Source organism: Acinetobacter sp. DL27, assembly GCF_055810995.1.
Genome location: NZ_CM147947.1, coordinates 1,583,385 through 1,600,738, shown reverse-complemented (window position 1 = coordinate 1,600,738; position 17,354 = coordinate 1,583,385). Strand labels below are relative to the sequence as shown.

General features: G+C 37.3%; 16 protein-coding genes, 1 tRNA gene and 1 pseudogene. 4 read left to right on the top strand and 14 right to left on the bottom strand.

All coding sequences use genetic code 11. The annotated features are described in order from the left end of the window. Positions 1 to 29: 29 nt before the first annotated feature. The 6 genes from AC0KVP_RS07740 to AC0KVP_RS07715 form a co-directional block, all read right to left on the bottom strand. Positions 30 to 605 (bottom strand): DUF1788 domain-containing protein, encoded by a 576-nt coding sequence (locus AC0KVP_RS07740; RefSeq protein ID WP_065184484.1) that lies wholly within the window; start codon positions 603 to 605, stop codon positions 30 to 32. Positions 606 to 621: 16 nt separating this feature from the next. Further along, on the bottom strand, positions 622 to 1,233 hold the full coding sequence (locus AC0KVP_RS07735) for a DUF1819 family protein (RefSeq protein WP_473340129.1): 612 nt from the start codon (positions 1,231 to 1,233) through the stop codon (positions 622 to 624). 10 nt (positions 1,234 to 1,243) lie between these two features. Continuing rightward, positions 1,244 to 2,110, bottom strand: coding sequence for a BrxR family helix-turn-helix transcriptional regulator (locus AC0KVP_RS07730; RefSeq protein WP_473340126.1), 867 nt, complete (start codon positions 2,108 to 2,110; stop codon positions 1,244 to 1,246). Between the two features lie 120 nt (positions 2,111 to 2,230). Next, the gene (locus AC0KVP_RS07725) at positions 2,231 to 3,250 is read right to left on the bottom strand and encodes an HNH endonuclease domain-containing protein (RefSeq protein WP_473340465.1); all 1,020 of its coding nucleotides are present in this window, start codon (positions 3,248 to 3,250) and stop codon (positions 2,231 to 2,233) included. Beyond that, positions 3,243 to 3,827, bottom strand: a complete 585-nt coding sequence (locus tag AC0KVP_RS07720; protein WP_473340124.1) for a class I SAM-dependent methyltransferase — start codon at positions 3,825 to 3,827, stop codon at positions 3,243 to 3,245. Before AC0KVP_RS07720 ends, AC0KVP_RS07725 begins: the two co-directional genes overlap by 8 nt. Before the next feature lie 78 nt (positions 3,828 to 3,905). Next, a complete protein-coding gene (locus AC0KVP_RS07715; RefSeq protein ID WP_473340122.1) occupies positions 3,906 to 5,540 on the bottom strand; it encodes an HNH endonuclease in 1,635 nt (544 codons plus the stop codon). Positions 5,541 to 6,138: 598 nt separating this feature from the next. Here AC0KVP_RS07715 and AC0KVP_RS07710 point away from each other — a divergent pair. Together AC0KVP_RS07710 and AC0KVP_RS07705 are read left to right on the top strand one after the other, a co-directional pair. After that, positions 6,139 to 6,888: a metallophosphoesterase family protein gene (locus tag AC0KVP_RS07710; RefSeq protein WP_473340120.1), complete on the top strand. Its 750-nt coding sequence runs from the start codon at positions 6,139 to 6,141 to the stop codon at positions 6,886 to 6,888. A gap of 99 nt (positions 6,889 to 6,987) precedes the next feature. Next, the gene (locus AC0KVP_RS07705) at positions 6,988 to 7,170 is read left to right on the top strand and encodes a hypothetical protein (protein ID WP_005236300.1); all 183 of its coding nucleotides are present in this window, start codon (positions 6,988 to 6,990) and stop codon (positions 7,168 to 7,170) included. Between the two features lie 42 nt (positions 7,171 to 7,212). Here AC0KVP_RS07705 and AC0KVP_RS07700 read toward each other — a convergent pair whose 3' ends face one another. From AC0KVP_RS07700 to AC0KVP_RS07690, 3 genes are all read right to left on the bottom strand, one after another. Next, positions 7,213 to 7,470 (bottom strand): hypothetical protein, encoded by a 258-nt coding sequence (locus AC0KVP_RS07700; RefSeq protein ID WP_262579347.1) that lies wholly within the window; start codon positions 7,468 to 7,470, stop codon positions 7,213 to 7,215. Positions 7,471 to 7,809: 339 nt separating this feature from the next. Continuing rightward, positions 7,810 to 8,118 (bottom strand): hypothetical protein, encoded by a 309-nt coding sequence (locus AC0KVP_RS07695; RefSeq protein WP_130145268.1) that lies wholly within the window; start codon positions 8,116 to 8,118, stop codon positions 7,810 to 7,812. Positions 8,119 to 8,206: 88 nt separating this feature from the next. Further along, the gene (locus AC0KVP_RS07690) at positions 8,207 to 8,497 is read right to left on the bottom strand and encodes a hypothetical protein (protein ID WP_104794884.1); all 291 of its coding nucleotides are present in this window, start codon (positions 8,495 to 8,497) and stop codon (positions 8,207 to 8,209) included. A gap of 462 nt (positions 8,498 to 8,959) precedes the next feature. On the opposite strand from AC0KVP_RS07690, the pseudogene AC0KVP_RS07685 reads away from it, so the two are divergent. Further along, positions 8,960 to 9,069 (top strand): annotated as a pseudogene (locus AC0KVP_RS07685) (IS5/IS1182 family transposase); the annotation flags it as partial. Positions 9,070 to 9,633: 564 nt separating this feature from the next. Here AC0KVP_RS07685 and AC0KVP_RS07680 read toward each other — a convergent pair. From AC0KVP_RS07680 to AC0KVP_RS07665, 4 genes are read right to left on the bottom strand one after another with little or no spacing between them, the layout of a single operon-like run. Further along, positions 9,634 to 13,137, bottom strand: coding sequence for a hypothetical protein (locus tag AC0KVP_RS07680; RefSeq protein ID WP_473340113.1), 3,504 nt, complete (start codon positions 13,135 to 13,137; stop codon positions 9,634 to 9,636). 11 nt (positions 13,138 to 13,148) lie between these two features. Next, on the bottom strand, positions 13,149 to 15,464 hold the full coding sequence (locus AC0KVP_RS07675) for a hypothetical protein (RefSeq protein WP_473340109.1): 2,316 nt from the start codon (positions 15,462 to 15,464) through the stop codon (positions 13,149 to 13,151). 4 nt (positions 15,465 to 15,468) lie between these two features. Beyond that, on the bottom strand, positions 15,469 to 15,921 hold the full coding sequence (locus AC0KVP_RS07670; protein ID WP_004638703.1) for a hypothetical protein: 453 nt from the start codon (positions 15,919 to 15,921) through the stop codon (positions 15,469 to 15,471). Between the two features lie 51 nt (positions 15,922 to 15,972). Further along, positions 15,973 to 16,212 (bottom strand): helix-turn-helix domain-containing protein, encoded by a 240-nt coding sequence (locus tag AC0KVP_RS07665; RefSeq protein WP_473340104.1) that lies wholly within the window; start codon positions 16,210 to 16,212, stop codon positions 15,973 to 15,975. 100 nt (positions 16,213 to 16,312) lie between these two features. Between AC0KVP_RS07665 and AC0KVP_RS07660 the strand changes: the two genes are divergently transcribed. After that, complete coding sequence (locus AC0KVP_RS07660) at positions 16,313 to 17,107, top strand: hypothetical protein (RefSeq protein ID WP_473340100.1); 795 nt, start codon at positions 16,313 to 16,315, stop codon at positions 17,105 to 17,107. Between the two features lie 88 nt (positions 17,108 to 17,195). On the opposite strand, the gene AC0KVP_RS07655 is transcribed toward AC0KVP_RS07660, so the two are convergent. Further along, positions 17,196 to 17,272 (bottom strand) — tRNA-Ile (locus tag AC0KVP_RS07655). Positions 17,273 to 17,354 lie beyond the last annotated feature (82 nt).

Sequence of the window (17,354 nt, the reverse complement as noted above, 5' to 3'; positions counted from 1 at the left end):
CCCCCGAATTCTTATTTCTATTTGCCATGTTAAGGCACTAATCTGAATGCTCTGTAGTAATTATTGCTTGGAATTTTTCCAAATAAACTCATCGCTTGACCGTCGTAATAACCTGGGTAAAACAGCACCACTGGCTTATGCCCCAGTAACGAATGCAAACTGTTCAATAAGTGATGGGCACGTAACAGTGGCCAAACCGACCCTACCCCAGTCATCAACACAATATCTTGTGCATTGGTGGCATATTTACTCACCAGATAGGGCGCGAACTTATCCATATGTAGTGGGCCTTTCAGCGCTTTGAGCAGCGCCTCATCGCCTTTGGCTTTTTGCATTTGAATGGCTTTATCGATGAAGTTACGCTCAGCCAGATAATCCACCACGGCTTGCAGCAGGTTGATATTCACCACCTTCAGCTGACTGTGTTTTTTCTCCAGCATCCCGTCTAGAAAATGCAGATATTCGCGCACTTTCAACTCATCTTCAGGTGCATAATCAAAAATCCAGAAGCCAATTTCATTGCCCAATCCTTGACCGGTGAGAAACTCGGTTGAAAGTATTCGCTCTGGAATCTGATTCAGACGCTCATGTATTGCTTGACTCATTGCTGCCCCTCTACAACTACCGCGTCCATAGCGACACTTCCATAGATCTTTTAATGCGTTGTTTATAATGTTCTTCCAACAGGCTACGCAGCTCTGCTCTGACGATCACACGCTGCAACTCCAGCTTACGGGTACTTTTTAAGTAACCGGCTTCTGCCAGCATGCGAAACACCACCTGCCCCATTTTTTTCTTGCTGGACTCTTTCCATTCGCAGATATCCGGATCGCGTTGCGAACGCTCCTCCAGAAAATCTGACCAGATATAACTGTCCAGGTATTGAGCTTGAGAGATATAGGCCTCTCTCATCACCGTTTCCATAAACTCAAGTAGCAAGAGATTGCGTTCCAATGCGCCACAAAAAGCCACCTGGGTCGCCAGCTCATCATCCCCATCCCGCAAAGCTTTCCAGAAATCAGGCTCTAAGCGCTCCAGACGCTTACGAATAGCGGTGGCATTGCGTTGAGCTGAAGCAGGCGTTCTTTTTTGCAGAATATTGTCAACCTGAATGGCCTGATGCCAATGTTCTGGAGTCGCTTCTCTTAATAACAGATCCGCGATCAGCCGGCTTTCACGCACCATCAGGGAACCGCCAATCAGGTCACTGTCATAATGAAATTGTTCTAACATAGCCAATCTCCTATGAAGCTTGATCAAACAGGTAAGATGACAGCTTTTCGATATCTGAACCTTGTAACACCAAGGGATATTTCAAGGCATCTTCCGCCTCAGCCAGCGTGATCGCGGCCTGATAGCGCTGCAAGGTATAGTGAGCCAGGGCTTTTTTGACCGAAATCTGTAATCTGCCATCAGGCATGCCGAAGTCTTTTTCGACCAGCGCTTTTTGAGCTTCATTCAATTTTGGATTAGGGATCAGCGTCAGTACAATTTCTTCATGCCATTGCTGATCCTGAGCAGGGTCTACTGACTCAATCGCTACCACTACAGGTGTGCGATCAATTCTGGAGAGTAAAAAGTCCTTAAACTGCTTGCTCTGATGGCAATAGGCACGGACATGCCAGCGAAAACCGGTATACACCAGGGTATGTGGGGAAATCATGCGTTCATGCCACTGCGGATTCTGCATGGAGGCATAAATCATTTTTAAAGTACTTTGGTTGCGGCAGGCACGCAAAACTTCCCGAATCACTTCAGGACGTACACTGCGATCAGGTAATTGAACTGCTGCAAGATTCGGTTCTGGTGTCGCAATCAGGGCATGTGATTCACTGACCAAGCCCGAGAGCATATTGAGATATTCATTGATATGCGCTGTAGTCAGTACAGGCTGGAAGCTGGCTTTAGGCACATAACCCTTGACTGAGGGATCATGAATCAAGGCATCGGGGTTATACAAAGTATTATAGCGCTTGATATCCGCAGAAGCCTGCTGTCGACTCAGTCCAAACCAACTCATCAAACGATTGGTAACCAAACGACCTTCCCAGTATGCAAGGAGTTCAATGGCTCTCATTCTGAGAAGGACTTCATGCTTATCTGTCGTCATATACCAATCAGTCAATAAATAGTAGTTTTAAGATTACCCCATAGCAAATATACAGTAAACATTTTTTACGGTATTTTTAAAGCAATTGGATTTTTAGTCTAATCTCAGGGGAGCCATGATTTATTTGCTATTTTCACCCATCCACATTAAATAATTATTTTCTTTCCCTTGAGCATATGCCCACTCCGCCACTTTATGTGACCGCTCTTTATCTGTTAAAAAACCAAGCACAGATATTCGATCCACAATAATCAAATCCTGTTCTTCATTACGCTCCTGCCATTTATGCAAAAATTCATCAGATGCCAGTAGATTACTTTTCTTAGAATTACAGCTTGAATCTGCCAATACGAAGTTATGACCTGTATCCGATGGGTACATAGACCATGGAATGAAATGATCAACGGCGTAATTGCCATTGCGCATCGGTTTATTGCAGTAGAAGCATTTACAGTCCTGTAGATCGACCAATACATTTGCTACCGCATTCAACTGGTTTCTACTCGGCTCAAACATGAATTGTTCAAGATTCGGCAACTGATTCAAAATAGGTGCATTGCTGCTGTTCTTACGGATATAGTCAATCCAGCGTTTCTGGCAAAGCTCTTCGATGATTTCACTGAACTGTCGTAAGCAAAACATGACTTGAGGCAAAAGGATGAGCTGCTTTCCACACCGATCAAGCTGATATAAAAACTCAAAATTTTGACCATTGATGTTTTGCAAGTAGCGGACTGGCATGTCTTTTACAGTGCGAGCGACATCTTTAACTAGCTTCAACCACACCAATGAATCTCGTCTCAATAACCCCAAAGAAGAGTAGCTTTGCCGAAGCTGTATAATGCGATTCACAATGGCAGCTTGTTTACCATTGTTCTGATTTAAAATCAGCTGCCCTTCATCATTAAAGGTATAGGGTACTGCTTGCTTCCAATACAGCTCGATAAACTTCTCAGCGATATCCGTATATTCGAGTGATAGACTCTCACCTGAATCTTCACCTTTTTCAATAGCTAATCGACTTAGGCTAATCAGCAATGCAAATTTATAGGTGCTACTAAAACTACCCGACTGTAAAATCAGCTGAATATTTTTTAGAAATTTAAGTTGTTCTTGTGCAGTAGGAATAAAGTCAGGCAAGTTTTTTCCAAAGTACATTCAGCCATTTTTCTTGTCGATCAGGTCGCTGATCTACTGTAATCCACTGTTTTAATACCCTAACCCCATTCAACCGATCTAACAATTCCTGAGCCTGTTCTTCATTTAAGTCAGTAAATGCTCTACCGCCTTTTACTCTATCTGCTGTTCCATATTTAAAAGACATATAGCACACACCGCCACGGCGTAACGCAGCATGAATACGTTTTAAAACATCAGGGAGACTGTTACGAGCACAATGTAGTAAAGAGGCACATGCCCATACCCCATCATAAACATCGTGCATATCAAGCTCATAAAAACTTTGCTGCTTAACAGGTACTCCTGTCAATTGGGTCGCTCGTTCGACCAATACTTCAGAATAGTCGATAGCATCAACTTGATAGCCTTTATTTTTAAAAGCCAAACTGTCACGCCCTGAGCCACAGCCTAAATCCAGGATGCGTGCTGAATCTGGCAACTCAGCTAAAAATGGTTGGTATAGGCTTTCCATATCCACATACAACGTGGCTTGTAAAAATTGATCTGCGTATTGGTTGTAATAGTCTATTGTTTTCATATTGGTTGCTTAGGCTAAATACTAACCCCAGTCTACTAAAAAACAAAAAAATAAGGGAGCATTTGCTCCCTTATCTTTTTAGTCAAATAAATCTGCTCTTACTTCTTCCAAAGCACGATCTGACTTAAAACGATTACATATCGGGTGAATAATTGCTCCATTTTCTAAGACACCGTAACCACCTTCTGCTTTCGATTCACGATGATCTACTTCAGTCGATTCAAGGTATAAAGCACTATCACATACTTCGCAATAGCTCCAAGTTTTCCTTTCCTCACGTTGATACAGGTTTCTTTTGGCCGCTAGTGAAAAATTTAGAGGTTTTTTCTTCTTTGATGATCTTACTGATTGCACAAAGCTCACAACATCATCAACAATACTCTCATCATAATCACCACCAAAACGGTCAAGGTAAAAATCATTAAAATTAATATAATCAAATGATTGACTCATCGAAAGAATGACGGTGTTCAAACAAACTTCATCTTCAAAATCTAAATCCATATTCAGTCCAATACAGATAAAGGCCTGATACACGTTCTTCAATCGCTCATGTGATTTGATCCCGCTACCAAATTTACCGACAGTTTCTTTAATCGCCACAGGAATTTTTTCAATTAAACTTTCAACACCACGGCGTGCTCGAGTAAATCCAATAAAATCTAACTTCTTATTCTGTATTTCAAAACAGTCTTGTTCAATTTCACAGACGATAGAGAACCAGGCCAAAAAGGATGTCACTTGAAAACGATTATCTTTATAAAAATATAGTTTTGGGTGTAAGCCCAAACTTGGAATCCGAATACTAATTGGTGGTGTAGCGATACGACACAGCACAACTCTAAGTTTTAGCATTAAATTTTCTACACGCTGACCTTGGTCTATATTCACAGTATTCTGACTAGTATCACCAAACATGATATTCAGGAGTTCATTGACCAAGCCGATTTTTTTACCGTGTGTTAAATCCGGTTCTAAAAGTATTATCTTAAAAAGATGATCATGAATTTGCTCACCCAAAGTGATCACTTCATTTATCCGCTCGTAATTCAGTTCAGCCAAGTTGGATTTATTATCGTTTATATAACAACACGCATAAATCACATAAAAAGCATCACTTCCCCTATTTTGTAAATGATATTCTTCATCTGGATCTAATCGTTTCGTATCCGAATTGATTGAACAAAAGGCTTTTCGAGCTTCCTCAGGTGTCCCAATCACTTCAATAAAATTAAGTTTGGTTGATTTTAATTTTTGCTGAAACTCAGAATCGCTACATAACTCTTGAAAATCAGCTAATCCACCTAATCGATTACGAATCTGACGAATATCTCGTTTTTGTGGTGCCGTGAATTTTGGGGCTCCTATTACTTGCTCATCAATAAAGTATCTTTTGATCCAAGCATAGATAATTGAAATCCTGTGTCCACCATCGATGATATAAATATTACCAGCAGCATCTTTCCAATAGCGAACGCATAAATTGACATTACGATCATTCAAACAGTTTAGAATAAACTCCTGAATTTCAGCAGGGCTCCAGCACTCTGTGGAGCGTTGATTGTCTGCTTTATATAGTTTTTTTAGGATCTCATGGTTGGCGAAGTCATAAAGTGATATTTCAAAGTTATGGTGCAGATTTGAGTGCGACATTTCGTCAGGCACCATCATTTTTCTTTGAATAATATTGGTTAAAAGCTTAGTACGGGCCATTTTATTTTCTCTAGGCAATACTTCTCTATATCTCGTAAGATTACGAAATTTATAAAAGTAGAATTAATTAAACATGACGAAAATTTATTTCGAAAATTTTATTCTTTAAGAACAGAAGAAATAGCTTTGAGAAAATAAGGGATATTATAGAAAGTGTTCATGTCTAGTTCCTGTAGTAATTAATTACAAACAAGCTTCCAACTTTTCCACGAGATGGAGGCAAGCCAAACAGGGGTGGAAATACCGTACTACAGAAGACGGCCAGTCATAGACTGCCCTGCTTGGCCTACCATTACGATAGACTAAACATATTTAACGCAAAAAACCGCCAAAGCGGTTTACTGCTTCTGTAGTAAATTCAGGTTTCCACGCCTGGTCACAGATTTTGCTGTAACATCTTTATCTTATGTGCATAAATTCAATTGGTCAAATTTTATGATCAATATTTGATCAATCAATTCAAAAATAATTCCCTATATTTTTAGAGGCTTAAGAATACAGATAAGTATCTTATAATTTCTACAATATTTAGTTGATGTAAACTGATTGGAATAAAGCCGTGTATATTTGACCAGCGTATTTTAATAAAGGAAGTAGATTGAAACTGCATATTTTATCGGATACTCACAATTCAAAATATTCAATATCAGAGCAAGCTGATGTCATTATTCACGCTGGTGATTTTTCTAATCGCTTAAGTGGTGCAATTGAATTTGCCGAAAAATGTAAATCTCTAAATAAAAAATTTATCTTTGTTTTGGGCAATCATGATTACTACAACTCTAACTACAATTCAGTCGTAGATTTTTTAAAAGAAAATTACCCTGAAAATGCGCTACTTGATGATAACCATATCAAAATTCAAGATAAAATATTTGTAGGTGGCACGCTGTTTACGAACTTTCGCTCCAATTCACCACTTACATCTCCTGAGGTACTTTTACAGTCCCAAAAAGATGCTGAACAATCGATTTACGATTTTGATCAAATAATGATTGGCAGTGATAACCGAACTATAACTACTAATGACTACATAAAACTATTTAAAAAATATCATCAAAATATTATGCAGTTTAGAGGGCAAGATCATGTGATCGTTATTACGCATTTTCCACCTCATTTAGCTTGTCTTGATCCATATTGGGGTACGCATCCTGTCGCATCAGCCCTTAATCCCTATTTTATTAATGACCTAGATGTAAAAGGCTTTAAGTTATGGATTGCAGGACATACGCATACATCAGTGGATACTGTAGTCGATGGATGTAGATTAGTGATCAATCCTTTGGGTTATCCACCAGAGCAAGGTAAAAATGGGTTTAGAGAAAATTTGATCATCGAAGTTTAAGTAGTCATACTCGTATTGAAGCAATTTAAACCAACTCTAATATCATACATCCTATAGTATTGTTGATTTAGCTTCTACACCATGAACTAGGAGAAACTCATGTCGAATCCTTTAGACCCAGAAAATGATTGGAAAAATAAAATTGCAGATCAAATACTTGACGATTTAATCGAGATTGCCAAGCTTGAAGGTATGACTATAAAAAAAATGAAAGCAGATCAAAATGGTATTTTCTATGTGGAAGAGGAAATATCAATTGACGACGTACTCAAGCAATTTTGAACTCTGCTCATTGAAACGATATAAAGCGCTTGAATTTTATATTTAAAAGCTTAACCAAATTGTATCACCTGTAGATGCGTACATAGCTTCGGCAGTTTCTTTCAACACATCACTCTCATCCGTTTCCATTGATAGTTCATCACATGCATGATACCTACTATCGCTTGTGGAAAATAAGCTAGATTGAGCCGTAGTACTATGCTGTATAAATCTAGTTCTATCTTGCTTTAAAAGCTGCACACCACGGTAGCTAGCACGCATTTGATTTAATACTTGAAGACGTCTTTCATTTGTAGTCATTATTACCTTTCTCGACATTAATTTTTTCCTTGATTTTTATCTGAAATTAAGATTAATAAATTATGACATAAATTAAAATTGAGTAATGATCCCGCAATACTTCATTAAAATCACAGCGATCAAATAAAAACAAAACAATGTCTTAAAAATCAATCCTCTAAAAAATCCATGACATCTTTACCAGTTCTGACGATTTTCATAGGAGGTTGATTAGTTGCGTTTAGTATAGACCTGAGATCGTCAAACTTTATTATTTCATCTTACTAATTTTTTGCTGCGGATTTAGCGAATATTTTCGCATTATCTTTAGAAATAATTTGATCTACCATAATATGTACCTCACTTTACAAATTTTTCAAGATCTTGCTCTTCAACACGCTGATATGAAGACGAACTATTAATTAAAGAATACCCTCTTCTGAGTGCCAATTCTTTATTAATTTCTTGCTCAGCTATACTTGTCTCGCCGTGACTTTTTATGTATTCAGCGCGTTTTTGTATAAATGCTCGCTCACGCTCTCGAACGTTGGAATTCACCGCTGTATTTTCTATTGGGCGAGTAGCTACATAATTATAGCTAATCACTCCGAAAAGTACGATTAAAAAGAAACTGAGTTGCTTCTTTACACTTCTAGTGTCACAAATCATCCTTTTATATCCAGTTCAGACTGAAGTTATCGTGTACTCACACTAATAAATTTAAAAATTAGAATGGATAAGACACTATAAGGGTTAATCACTCATCTCTAGGATTGAAATCTTTAAATTCATCAGCATTGCTAGCAAATTCAATAAAAAAGTTATGCCATGCAAATAATGACTCTAATTCCTGTTTATTTTGAATCGGCTTAGGCAACTCATATCCAATGATCCAGTATGGTGCTGTACAGCAAACATGCTCAGGTATAAGGACTTGCTGTAAGGCTGTTTCAGCACTTTGAAAATATAAATTATCGTTTAAGTGGACAATACTCCCTTGCAAAGCTTCTTGAATACAATGATCTGCCTCTATATACGTATCCTTCATTTAGTTCGCCTCCATTTTTCAATTAATGGGATTTCTAAATCTGTTAAATTATTTAACGCTGAGATTACTATTTCAATTGCATCACACCATTTGACAACTCTTGTATACTACCTAAAAATTCAAAAAATTGATTGATTCAAAATTTCAAAATACGTAAGTTGAGTGGAAACGTTATAAACATCAACCTGAATATCAATATCCATGGCGCAAGCTCCACATTAGAATATTGCTACAACCTTCCTAAAAGGCACTGCTCACAACAAATAATATCAGGTACTCCCCCCTGGTGATTTACTAAATCACATTTCATCTGAGGAGCACATTGAATCCTTATATACCGATGGGGAGTCTATGATACGAAATGCTACAGACAAGTCATTTTAGATCGACTGGCACATACTTGTACTCTGCTAAAAAAATATAGAATCATGGAAAGATAAAAAATAGAGATCTTTATAAGTAAATGAATTCTTAAAAACATTCAAACTTCTAGGAAGAACATTCTGAAAAAGTAGTCAGGTGATCATCGCAAAAGTCTGATGGAAACCAAGTTGGGTTGCATCAAATTATTGAAAGAGTTATATCTCTAATTTATATTTTTTAGAGTAATTCCATCATTCTATTCTTTATGTAACCACAGCACTTAGGTTTTAAATAACATCCTACTAAATAAATTAAAAGCAAGAATCATCCTTTTAAAAATACCAAAAATTTTCAATCAATTAAAATCAACTCCTAAAATAGATTTTCACAACCATAAAAACTCCATTTACTATAAATTAACACTTAATCCAATTGATCACATTAAAACCAATAAAATACTTTTTTAAAGGAACAATAATTTCGAGATACCTCTATTAACTTTAACAAAGATTAAATATTAAAAAATTTCTCAAAAAGATTTGCATTTCTGTCTAAAACCACTCAAAAAAGCTAATAATAGGGGTGAAATCCCCCCCCTAAACGTCCCTATTTTTGAACACCAAAAACAGATTATCTGCTAAGAAATACTAACAAAAACCAATTTGCAAAGTTAAAAAACAATATCCATATGTTTTCAATGTATTTTTTTTGATAAATTTCCGTTGATATCGTCAACCTCTGATAGAACCTCTCAGCACTCTTTTTTGATACCATCAGCACTCTTTCATCTTGTAAAAGACGCTTTGTAACAGCATCTTTTGAATAAAATTATTATCTTTTTTATTCCATATTTTATATTTTTTTATTTTCACCTCGCCCTTTTTTACATTATTAAATTCACTCGGATTATATTCATCCCATTCAAAATTATCTGAATCTTTTGAAAAATTATCTGAATCTTTTGAATAAAGTTTATAGATAAAATCTAAGAATCTTTGATAGTCAATCAAGTCATTTTTAGATGATGCCTTAAAGTTCAAAATAGGACGATCTTTTTCAAGTGAAATTTTATTTTCTAAACAATCAAAAAAATGTTTAAGATCTTTTTGGGTTACATTTTTATTTAAGTTAAAAGGTTGCTCAATCTCATAGAGATTAGACCATTTCACCATTTTATTCCAAGTAAAACCGATAAGATCCTCATGATTAGCATCATTTTTGACGTGACTTGTATAGAGAGAAAACGGCTGGCTGATCGATTGAATGAATTTCAATACTTCAGGATCGATCGTTGCTTTTTCTTTTTTTTCCCGCCACTTCCGGTATTCGTCTAGAAACGTTTCACGGTATAAAAATACGTCCTGTTGTTGAGGCTGCTTCTGCTTTTTCTTGCTCTTTAATGCAGCAGTTTGAGAATTATTTTCTGTGTGTGAATGAATCTTCTTCATCAATTTTAAAATATCTCTTTCATTCGACTGAAATTTAACCTTGAAATCGCGATGCATCAACTGACTATCGCCTAATAATGCCTTGATCAATTGAGGTGAATATTCACGGTTTGCTTGATAAAACATGTCAGCAATCAGGATATTCAGATGATGCAGATAATGTCTTGCAGTGATCCGAATGTCTTCATGCCCCATCAGATGCGCAAGTCGAGACCAGGCTTGGGCACTACGCGATGAAGCATCCTTCATATTGGGTAAAATGTGCTTTTTAAGCTTACGCCCAAACTCGGAATCATAGTCAGTAAAACAACGTACCAGTGCTATGCTGCCTTTTAAAAGGATAGCCAAATGTGAAGCTGTACTATGCCTGAAAGCGTGAAAGGTATATTGATGATCGTTTGTCCCTAATACAGTATTAAACAGCAACTGGGTAATTTTTGATAAATTTGTACTGGATAAAGGTTGTTCACCCAGCATAAAGAGCTGTTTGATTTTTCTATTGCAGACTGCTGCAGTCGCTTTAGAGCCAGGTAACTGGTTTTGATAAAAGCGACAAAATCCTGTGAACTCGTCCGGTGCTAAAAAATAAGCTAAATCAAACTGACGCGTGGCATTATCACTTTTCAGATCACGCTCAGAATTTAGACGAATCCTAAGGGTGAGATCATCAATATCACCCATTGTTTTTCTCATTTTATGGTGAGATCGATCGTCTTTCTGCTGATCTAAAGCGGATTCAAACACATAATAGAGCTGTCGATTGTCAGGATGTTTTCGTAACTGCGGAGATACAAAATCATCGATACAGATCCCGGCAGCTTCATCAATACGCAAGCCCAGTCTAAATGCCAATGTATAGACCCATTCTAAACAGGTTGCATCCTGCTCAGTCAGACCCAAAGCTTCTGGGTATTCTCTAAGAATCCGTATCATCAATTGAAACATCTGCGGACTAATGAGTCTGGTTTTTAAAAATAAACCGTCACTTTGACGTTCATATAAATATTGCACAATCGGTGCACGATGATTCTTGACTAAGTATTGGTGAAAGGCTTTCAGCCGATCAAAGGCATAACCCGAGGTATTGTATTTTTTATTGTTGTTGGTTTGTGCGGTCGTTTTATGATTTTTCTGATCATTCAGCAGTTTTTCTTCAACAATCGTGCGATACATTTCCTCAAACTGCTCTTCAGTGGCTGTATCTAGATTGATCTGCTGTTCTAGAACATAACAAAGTAGGTCAAGCACAAAACTACTATAGTAACGCTTGATTGTTGAGACTTTAATCGCTGCTTTCCCATGATAAGCAAATTCGTTTTCTAACCACTGACACACGCGTAAATGTGCAATAGCCACTACATAATCTAGGTACTCGCCATTTCCAGCCTCATACGCAGATTTATAGTCCTCAGATTTTTGGATGCTTTTTTGGAGTTGATCCGCAAGCTGTTTGGGTTTGATATCCTGATGAAAAGATAAAAGCCAGGATTTCAGCTCATGACGTTGACCGGTTCGTCGATCATGAAATGTTTTGACTGTAACTGTAGGCATATCCAAGTCTAAGACTTGAGGCTTTTTTTCAAGATTTTTGATTCTAGCTTGAATAGTTTTCCAGCAATCGGGTTGATCATAGAGCTGTGTATACTGCTCATAGATTAAAGGCGAAGTGATGATCTGATTGTTCAGTACACTGGTACTTAACACATCCAGATTAGGAATCTCTTGCCACAAGACATAATCCATATGCTTAAAAATGGCAAAACCGGTCTTTTCCAAGCCTTTTAAAAATAGCTTCACGTGATTAAGCTGTGTAAATGGCTGCTGATCCTCACGTGCTTTTCTAGAGTCCCCCTCCTCCGCCATATTCAGTACAATGTTTAAATGGATTTTAAGTTTTTCTAGCAGTAAGGCTTCAGGCTGATTCCCCGTTTCAATTTCACTCTGTTCTTTTTCCCAGCACAGCAATGGCGAAGTGCTTTGTAATTGATGCCCTTGCGATCTATTGATTAGCTCCTGAATCCGTCGATAACATAGCATCGCAAAGGCATTGAAATAAATATTTTGGGTTTGCCATAACTCCGCCTCTTCTTCGCCATCCTGACGATAGATGTTGCCATACTTTGTCGAGGGCAACGTGTATGAAAAGACATAAGCTTTTTGAACCTTTTCGTCACCTGAATAGATCGGAAGCAAGCCACTATCCAGGTTCATTTTAAAAATTGCATCATGAATCGCCAGCAACCGTTCAGATTGAATACATCCTTGATCAAAAATTAATGAAATACACATACATTCAAACAAGGTATTCACTAATTTTTGTTGCTCTTTATCTGTAGATTCTAAAAGGATGCCTTGGGTTTGTTGTGCGAGATAATCCCCCCAATTTAAATAAAGTTCTTCTTTTACCTTGGCGAGCATAGTGCCCTGCTGTAGTTTGTAAACAGAAAAAATATTGTCCAGACGTTTAGGTGTGTAGACGATCCAATCGGGCAACTTAATCTCATAGCTCTCGGCATAGGAAGGGTAATCCTTTTGCCACTGCTGGTTTTTCTCCTTACAAATCTGTTTCACTTGTTTAAAACAGAATTGAAGGTAATCTGCAGCATTGTCCTTAAATTTGGATGTTTGGCAGAGCTGCTCTAAAACTGCTCTATGGATATTGAACTTGTCCAGAATTTGCTGATCAAGCCACTTAAAATCAATTTGAGCAAGGTCAGAATTTACATTTGTGTATGTAGCAGTGATCAGCTGAGAAATTTCTTTAAAAATGTCTGCGATTTCTCTTTTAATGGCATTTTCTAATTGCGTAACGAGTGATGTATCAAGCACAAGATGGTCCTTTAAAGCACTTCAAGCTTTGCGATTTCTAGTTTGTTGAGCAAGCTTTTAACTTGCTGCTGAATGTCGTGTTTGTAGAAATAAGGGCTTAATCCAGAAATGTGACTGAATCCCATGCTTTGCTTATCATGGGTATATAGCGTATTGTGAATGTCACCACTCAAGGCGAGATGATTTTTAGTGAAATGCCTTGGCCAGTTTTTATAAATCTGCACGGTCTCTTTAAGGTAATTCGTGACAAAATCAGCAGACATGGGCTGTAACTCCAAATGCTCCACGACTTCCGCAAGATTCACCTGACCTTTTTGGGACTTGATCCGAGGATGTGAGATGACATAGAGCATAAAACCATCATTTTCCAATTTCACTTTAAAACTAGTTATCCCGAGTGTCTCGATGGTTTGCGTCAGATATTTTCGATATGCATTGAAATGATCCTGCCAGTAGCCTGTAACAGGAACAGGACGTCCTACTTTTCGTGAATCAGTTTTTTTATCATGCACATAAAGCAGTTGTGCCTTAGGATCGTAATGTTTGAGTAACCCCGGCATGCCGACTATTGGACGTACCGTCAGGCAGATTAAGGAAAGATGCCACATCCAAATGCTGTAAGCATTTAGCTTCTCGATCAGATTCGCTTGAGTATTGGCTAATGTGTTTTTGACAAAATGATAAAGCTGATTAAAAAATTCACTCGCGGCCTCTACAGTCCAGCATCGCTGACTACCAATACGTTCCTCACGATGAAAAATATGACCAGGGTGTTCATTCTCAATCCATGGATCACCTTTTCTACGGTCTAATAGAACATTAATATAGCCTTGAAAATGCTGGTCGATTTGATCGATCTGACGCCCTTCATAGTTCCATTGCACGATATGATGAGTATCTCGATTAGCCAACAAGTGTGCGACTAGGTTATCACCAGTCTCCATATCCAAATGGAAATAGATTTGTCGCTCTAACATCCCGCAGGTGATTTCACCAATCTGATGCTCTTTAAAGACTTCCCGCAAAAAATTATTGTACTCAATCACACAAAATTCAGGTTCCTCTAAAGCCTCTAAACTGGTGATCCAGGGTGCTGGTATGCGCCATTCCAGGGTTAAGGCCCGATTATAACGCTGTGCTTTATCTTGCATGGCACCGGAATGATTGGCATTCAGCTTGGGATCGATCACCCAATAATAACGGATGGCTTTTTTGACTGATTTTTTTTTAATTCTACCAATACCAATCAAATACTTGATCTTTTGAAAGACCGTTGGACTCAGACCGGTCAAGAGACACATCAGACCACACACAGCTAAAGCCGATTGATATGCATCGTTTCTCGTATTTTCTTGATAACTCTCGTGCAATCGCTGATATACCTCAGTTAATAAACTGGGTTTCAGATAAAGCGGATTAGTTTTACAGGCTAAGTCACGTCGCTGAATTCGCTTAGCTTGCTTTTCAAGCTGTTTCTGTTTGTCATCAGCGAAACTCCCCTTCACCCGCTTGGCGATCTCATCCTGTTCAGGATCAGAAATATTGACGTCTGTATCTTGTCCAGTATCCTCATTCTCTACATCCAACGATGATGTGCCTGAATCAGATTTATAGGTCATACCCTTTTTAATATCGTTAATTAAAGCCTGAACATTAATTACTGTTGAATTTAATCTACTATTGGCAATCTCGTTGAAAACAATAATAAATTGTTGAATATAGCGGCCAAGATTAAGCTGTTCAAAATCATTTTTTATTGTTTTACGCTCTAAAAGAATTTTTAACTCGTTGGCATCAAATTCATCCATAGCTTGGAGTTTTCGTGTAACTTTTTTATACAACAGTTTATTTTTCTCAGTATTCGATAACTGCTTTTGCAAAAGAAGTTTTAAATTATAAGATACTGTATTGATTTTATTGTTGTTTTTACAATTATTTAGAATAACCTTTTTTTCATCCTTTTCATCCTTTTCATCCCTTGTAATCTGAGGCTCTAACAAGATGATTCCCTTCAGCATTTCGCACAAGACTGCAGTCAAAAGATAGGAATAGATGAATGCTGCTTTTTGTTGGTCGCTTAGTTGTCCTATAGATGCACTTTTAGTCCATTGCGTTAAGCCTGCTAATAATTTCTGTTGTGTCACTATCCGATTATTTTTAATCACCACATGTATTTTGTGAGCAGCAGCATACAGTTCCTGTGCCTGCTGATCTTGCGCAAGGAGCTGATTCAAAATTTGTTTTTTTTCGCTCAGGGACTGATTGACCCATTCTTCCAATAATTTGGTTTCTTCGTCTAACACTGAAGATTTATCATTTTGACTCATAAAATCACCATAATTTTTTAGGGTAAAAATTGAAAATTTGGTTTTGCTCTAACTTGAGGTTCAAGTCTTTATGCAACTTGAAGTATTTTTTATAGGTGCTGGCACTCAATTGAACATGACGCTGCAGATTTGGATCCGATCGCATATGCTGTGATAACCGCAGACCTAAGGCTTCGGACAATTGAGTAAAAAAACAGGTAAACAGCACAGCATGCACATGTTTCTGTTTGTGCTTTGGAATCTGTTCCAAATCTAAAGAAGTTTTATCGACTAACCATTTTAGGACCTCAAATTCATCAACGGCTTTATTCGATTTCGCCCCCGTGTTAAGAATTCTTTTGATGTAAGCATCCAACTTGTTTTTAAGATTCAAGATAAAACCTCGAATAAAGTCTGGTAAATCTAATATCAAAACTGCTCTGAGTTTGATCAGAACTTCAAATGATTTTTTTTGCATGTTGAAACCTAGTAAATAGGTATGAGCAATTAGTCCATACCATCTTCAAAATTAGTCTTCTTTCACCCGGGCAAATTTATAGACTTCTGCCTTACTCCAGCGAAGAGTACGTCCATATCTAATAGGATTAATTGGGCCATTTTCATATATAGCCCACTTACGTAAAGTTTGTTCTGCATACCCTAAGAGCCTAGCTGTCTCTTTAGTAGTTAGTACAAGTCGATCATCTGTAATCGGCCTATGTTTATGCTTAAATGACATTTTTTTGTGTCCTTGTTGATTTAGAGTCATAACACCACAAATCAATTTGGAATAATACTTTGCAAAATAATGTTTTTCTTTCTAAATTTTCAGTTAAGATAAGTTGTACTTTAGTCAGTCAGAGTGATACATGGGCCGCCCGCGAAGAACTAGGTTAGATTTTGCAAAAACAATAAGTTGGTATGACTTTTTTTATAATCAGTTAGTAAGCTTTGGGAAATATAAAAATGATTATGATATGGAGAAATTTTTTTATGGATACCACAAAGATTACAAGGTACAGAACTTATTTACAAAGTATAAATGTGGGTTATCCACACCACAAAAATACCAGATAAATAATGTTGAATCTAAATGTACTGGCTCATCTAATATTATTAACCATCCTCTATGGAAAATCTTTAAATATCAAACATTTGATGAAGATCTTATATTATCAGTATTAGCTACTTTACCTCACCATATCGTAGAATTCATTTCATCCAATGGACGTATTAAAGACTTTGATAAGAGTTGCTTAAAACATATAGCAAGCTATGGCTCACTCGACAGCCTATGTGCATTGTATTTATTGCATCACTGGGGAGTAACCATTAATAGTACCGCTCTTTCTAATGATTGCTGTTCACTCCTCATCAATTCATTAGAGTTATTACTAAAAAGAAATCCTCACTTCCATCGTTCACATGTCTTTTTATTTGATGAATTATGTGATCAGATCTTCCTTATAGAATTAAAAGGATACAGTCGACCACTCAAAATTAAATTAAATTGGCGAGAATACAGAAGGAAAAACTGGTCTAGTGAAGTTAAAGAGATATCTACAAAAGCCGAAGCAGATTTCCGCATTCACCCGAAACTTCAAGACTTCATTCCAAGCACAGATCCAAACCTAGAAGAACTATACAAAAAACTGTTTGTTTAAGTTGATTTCATCTGCTTACCATTTGCTTACTAGCTTGCAAAAACAAAAAAACCACTTACGATTAGTACACGTAAGTGGTTGTTTTATATGGTGGGCCCAGACAGACTTGAACTGTCGACCAACGGATTATGAGTCCGCTGCTCTAACCAACTGAGCTATAGGCCCTATAAGATTGCAAAGCGATTATATTCAATAGCTTGGCAGTGCAGCAATACTATCTAACATTTTACTATTGAGCAAGTATTTT

Excerpts from the sequence above, each read along its gene's own strand:
- AC0KVP_RS07740 (WP_065184484.1), bottom strand. The coding sequence starts at position 605 with ATGAGTCAAGCAATACATGAGCGTCTGAATCAGATTCCAGAGCGAATA.
- AC0KVP_RS07735 (WP_473340129.1), bottom strand. The coding sequence starts at position 1,233 with ATGTTAGAACAATTTCATTATGACAGTGACCTGATTGGCGGTTCCCTG.
- AC0KVP_RS07730 (WP_473340126.1), bottom strand. The coding sequence starts at position 2,110 with ATGACGACAGATAAGCATGAAGTCCTTCTCAGAATGAGAGCCATTGAA.
- AC0KVP_RS07720 (WP_473340124.1), bottom strand. The coding sequence starts at position 3,827 with ATGAAAACAATAGACTATTACAACCAATACGCAGATCAATTTTTACAA.
- AC0KVP_RS07715 (WP_473340122.1), bottom strand. The coding sequence starts at position 5,540 with ATGGCCCGTACTAAGCTTTTAACCAATATTATTCAAAGAAAAATGATG.
- AC0KVP_RS07705 (WP_005236300.1), top strand. The coding sequence starts at position 6,988 with ATGTCGAATCCTTTAGACCCAGAAAATGATTGGAAAAATAAAATTGCA.
- AC0KVP_RS07700 (WP_262579347.1), bottom strand. The coding sequence starts at position 7,470 with ATGACTACAAATGAAAGACGTCTTCAAGTATTAAATCAAATGCGTGCT.
- AC0KVP_RS07695 (WP_130145268.1), bottom strand. The coding sequence starts at position 8,118 with ATGATTTGTGACACTAGAAGTGTAAAGAAGCAACTCAGTTTCTTTTTA.
- AC0KVP_RS07690 (WP_104794884.1), bottom strand. The coding sequence starts at position 8,497 with ATGAAGGATACGTATATAGAGGCAGATCATTGTATTCAAGAAGCTTTG.
- AC0KVP_RS07675 (WP_473340109.1), bottom strand. The coding sequence starts at position 15,464 with ATGAGTCAAAATGATAAATCTTCAGTGTTAGACGAAGAAACCAAATTA.
- AC0KVP_RS07670 (WP_004638703.1), bottom strand. The coding sequence starts at position 15,921 with ATGCAAAAAAAATCATTTGAAGTTCTGATCAAACTCAGAGCAGTTTTG.
- AC0KVP_RS07665 (WP_473340104.1), bottom strand. The coding sequence starts at position 16,212 with ATGACTCTAAATCAACAAGGACACAAAAAAATGTCATTTAAGCATAAA.
- AC0KVP_RS07660 (WP_473340100.1), top strand. The coding sequence starts at position 16,313 with ATGGGCCGCCCGCGAAGAACTAGGTTAGATTTTGCAAAAACAATAAGT.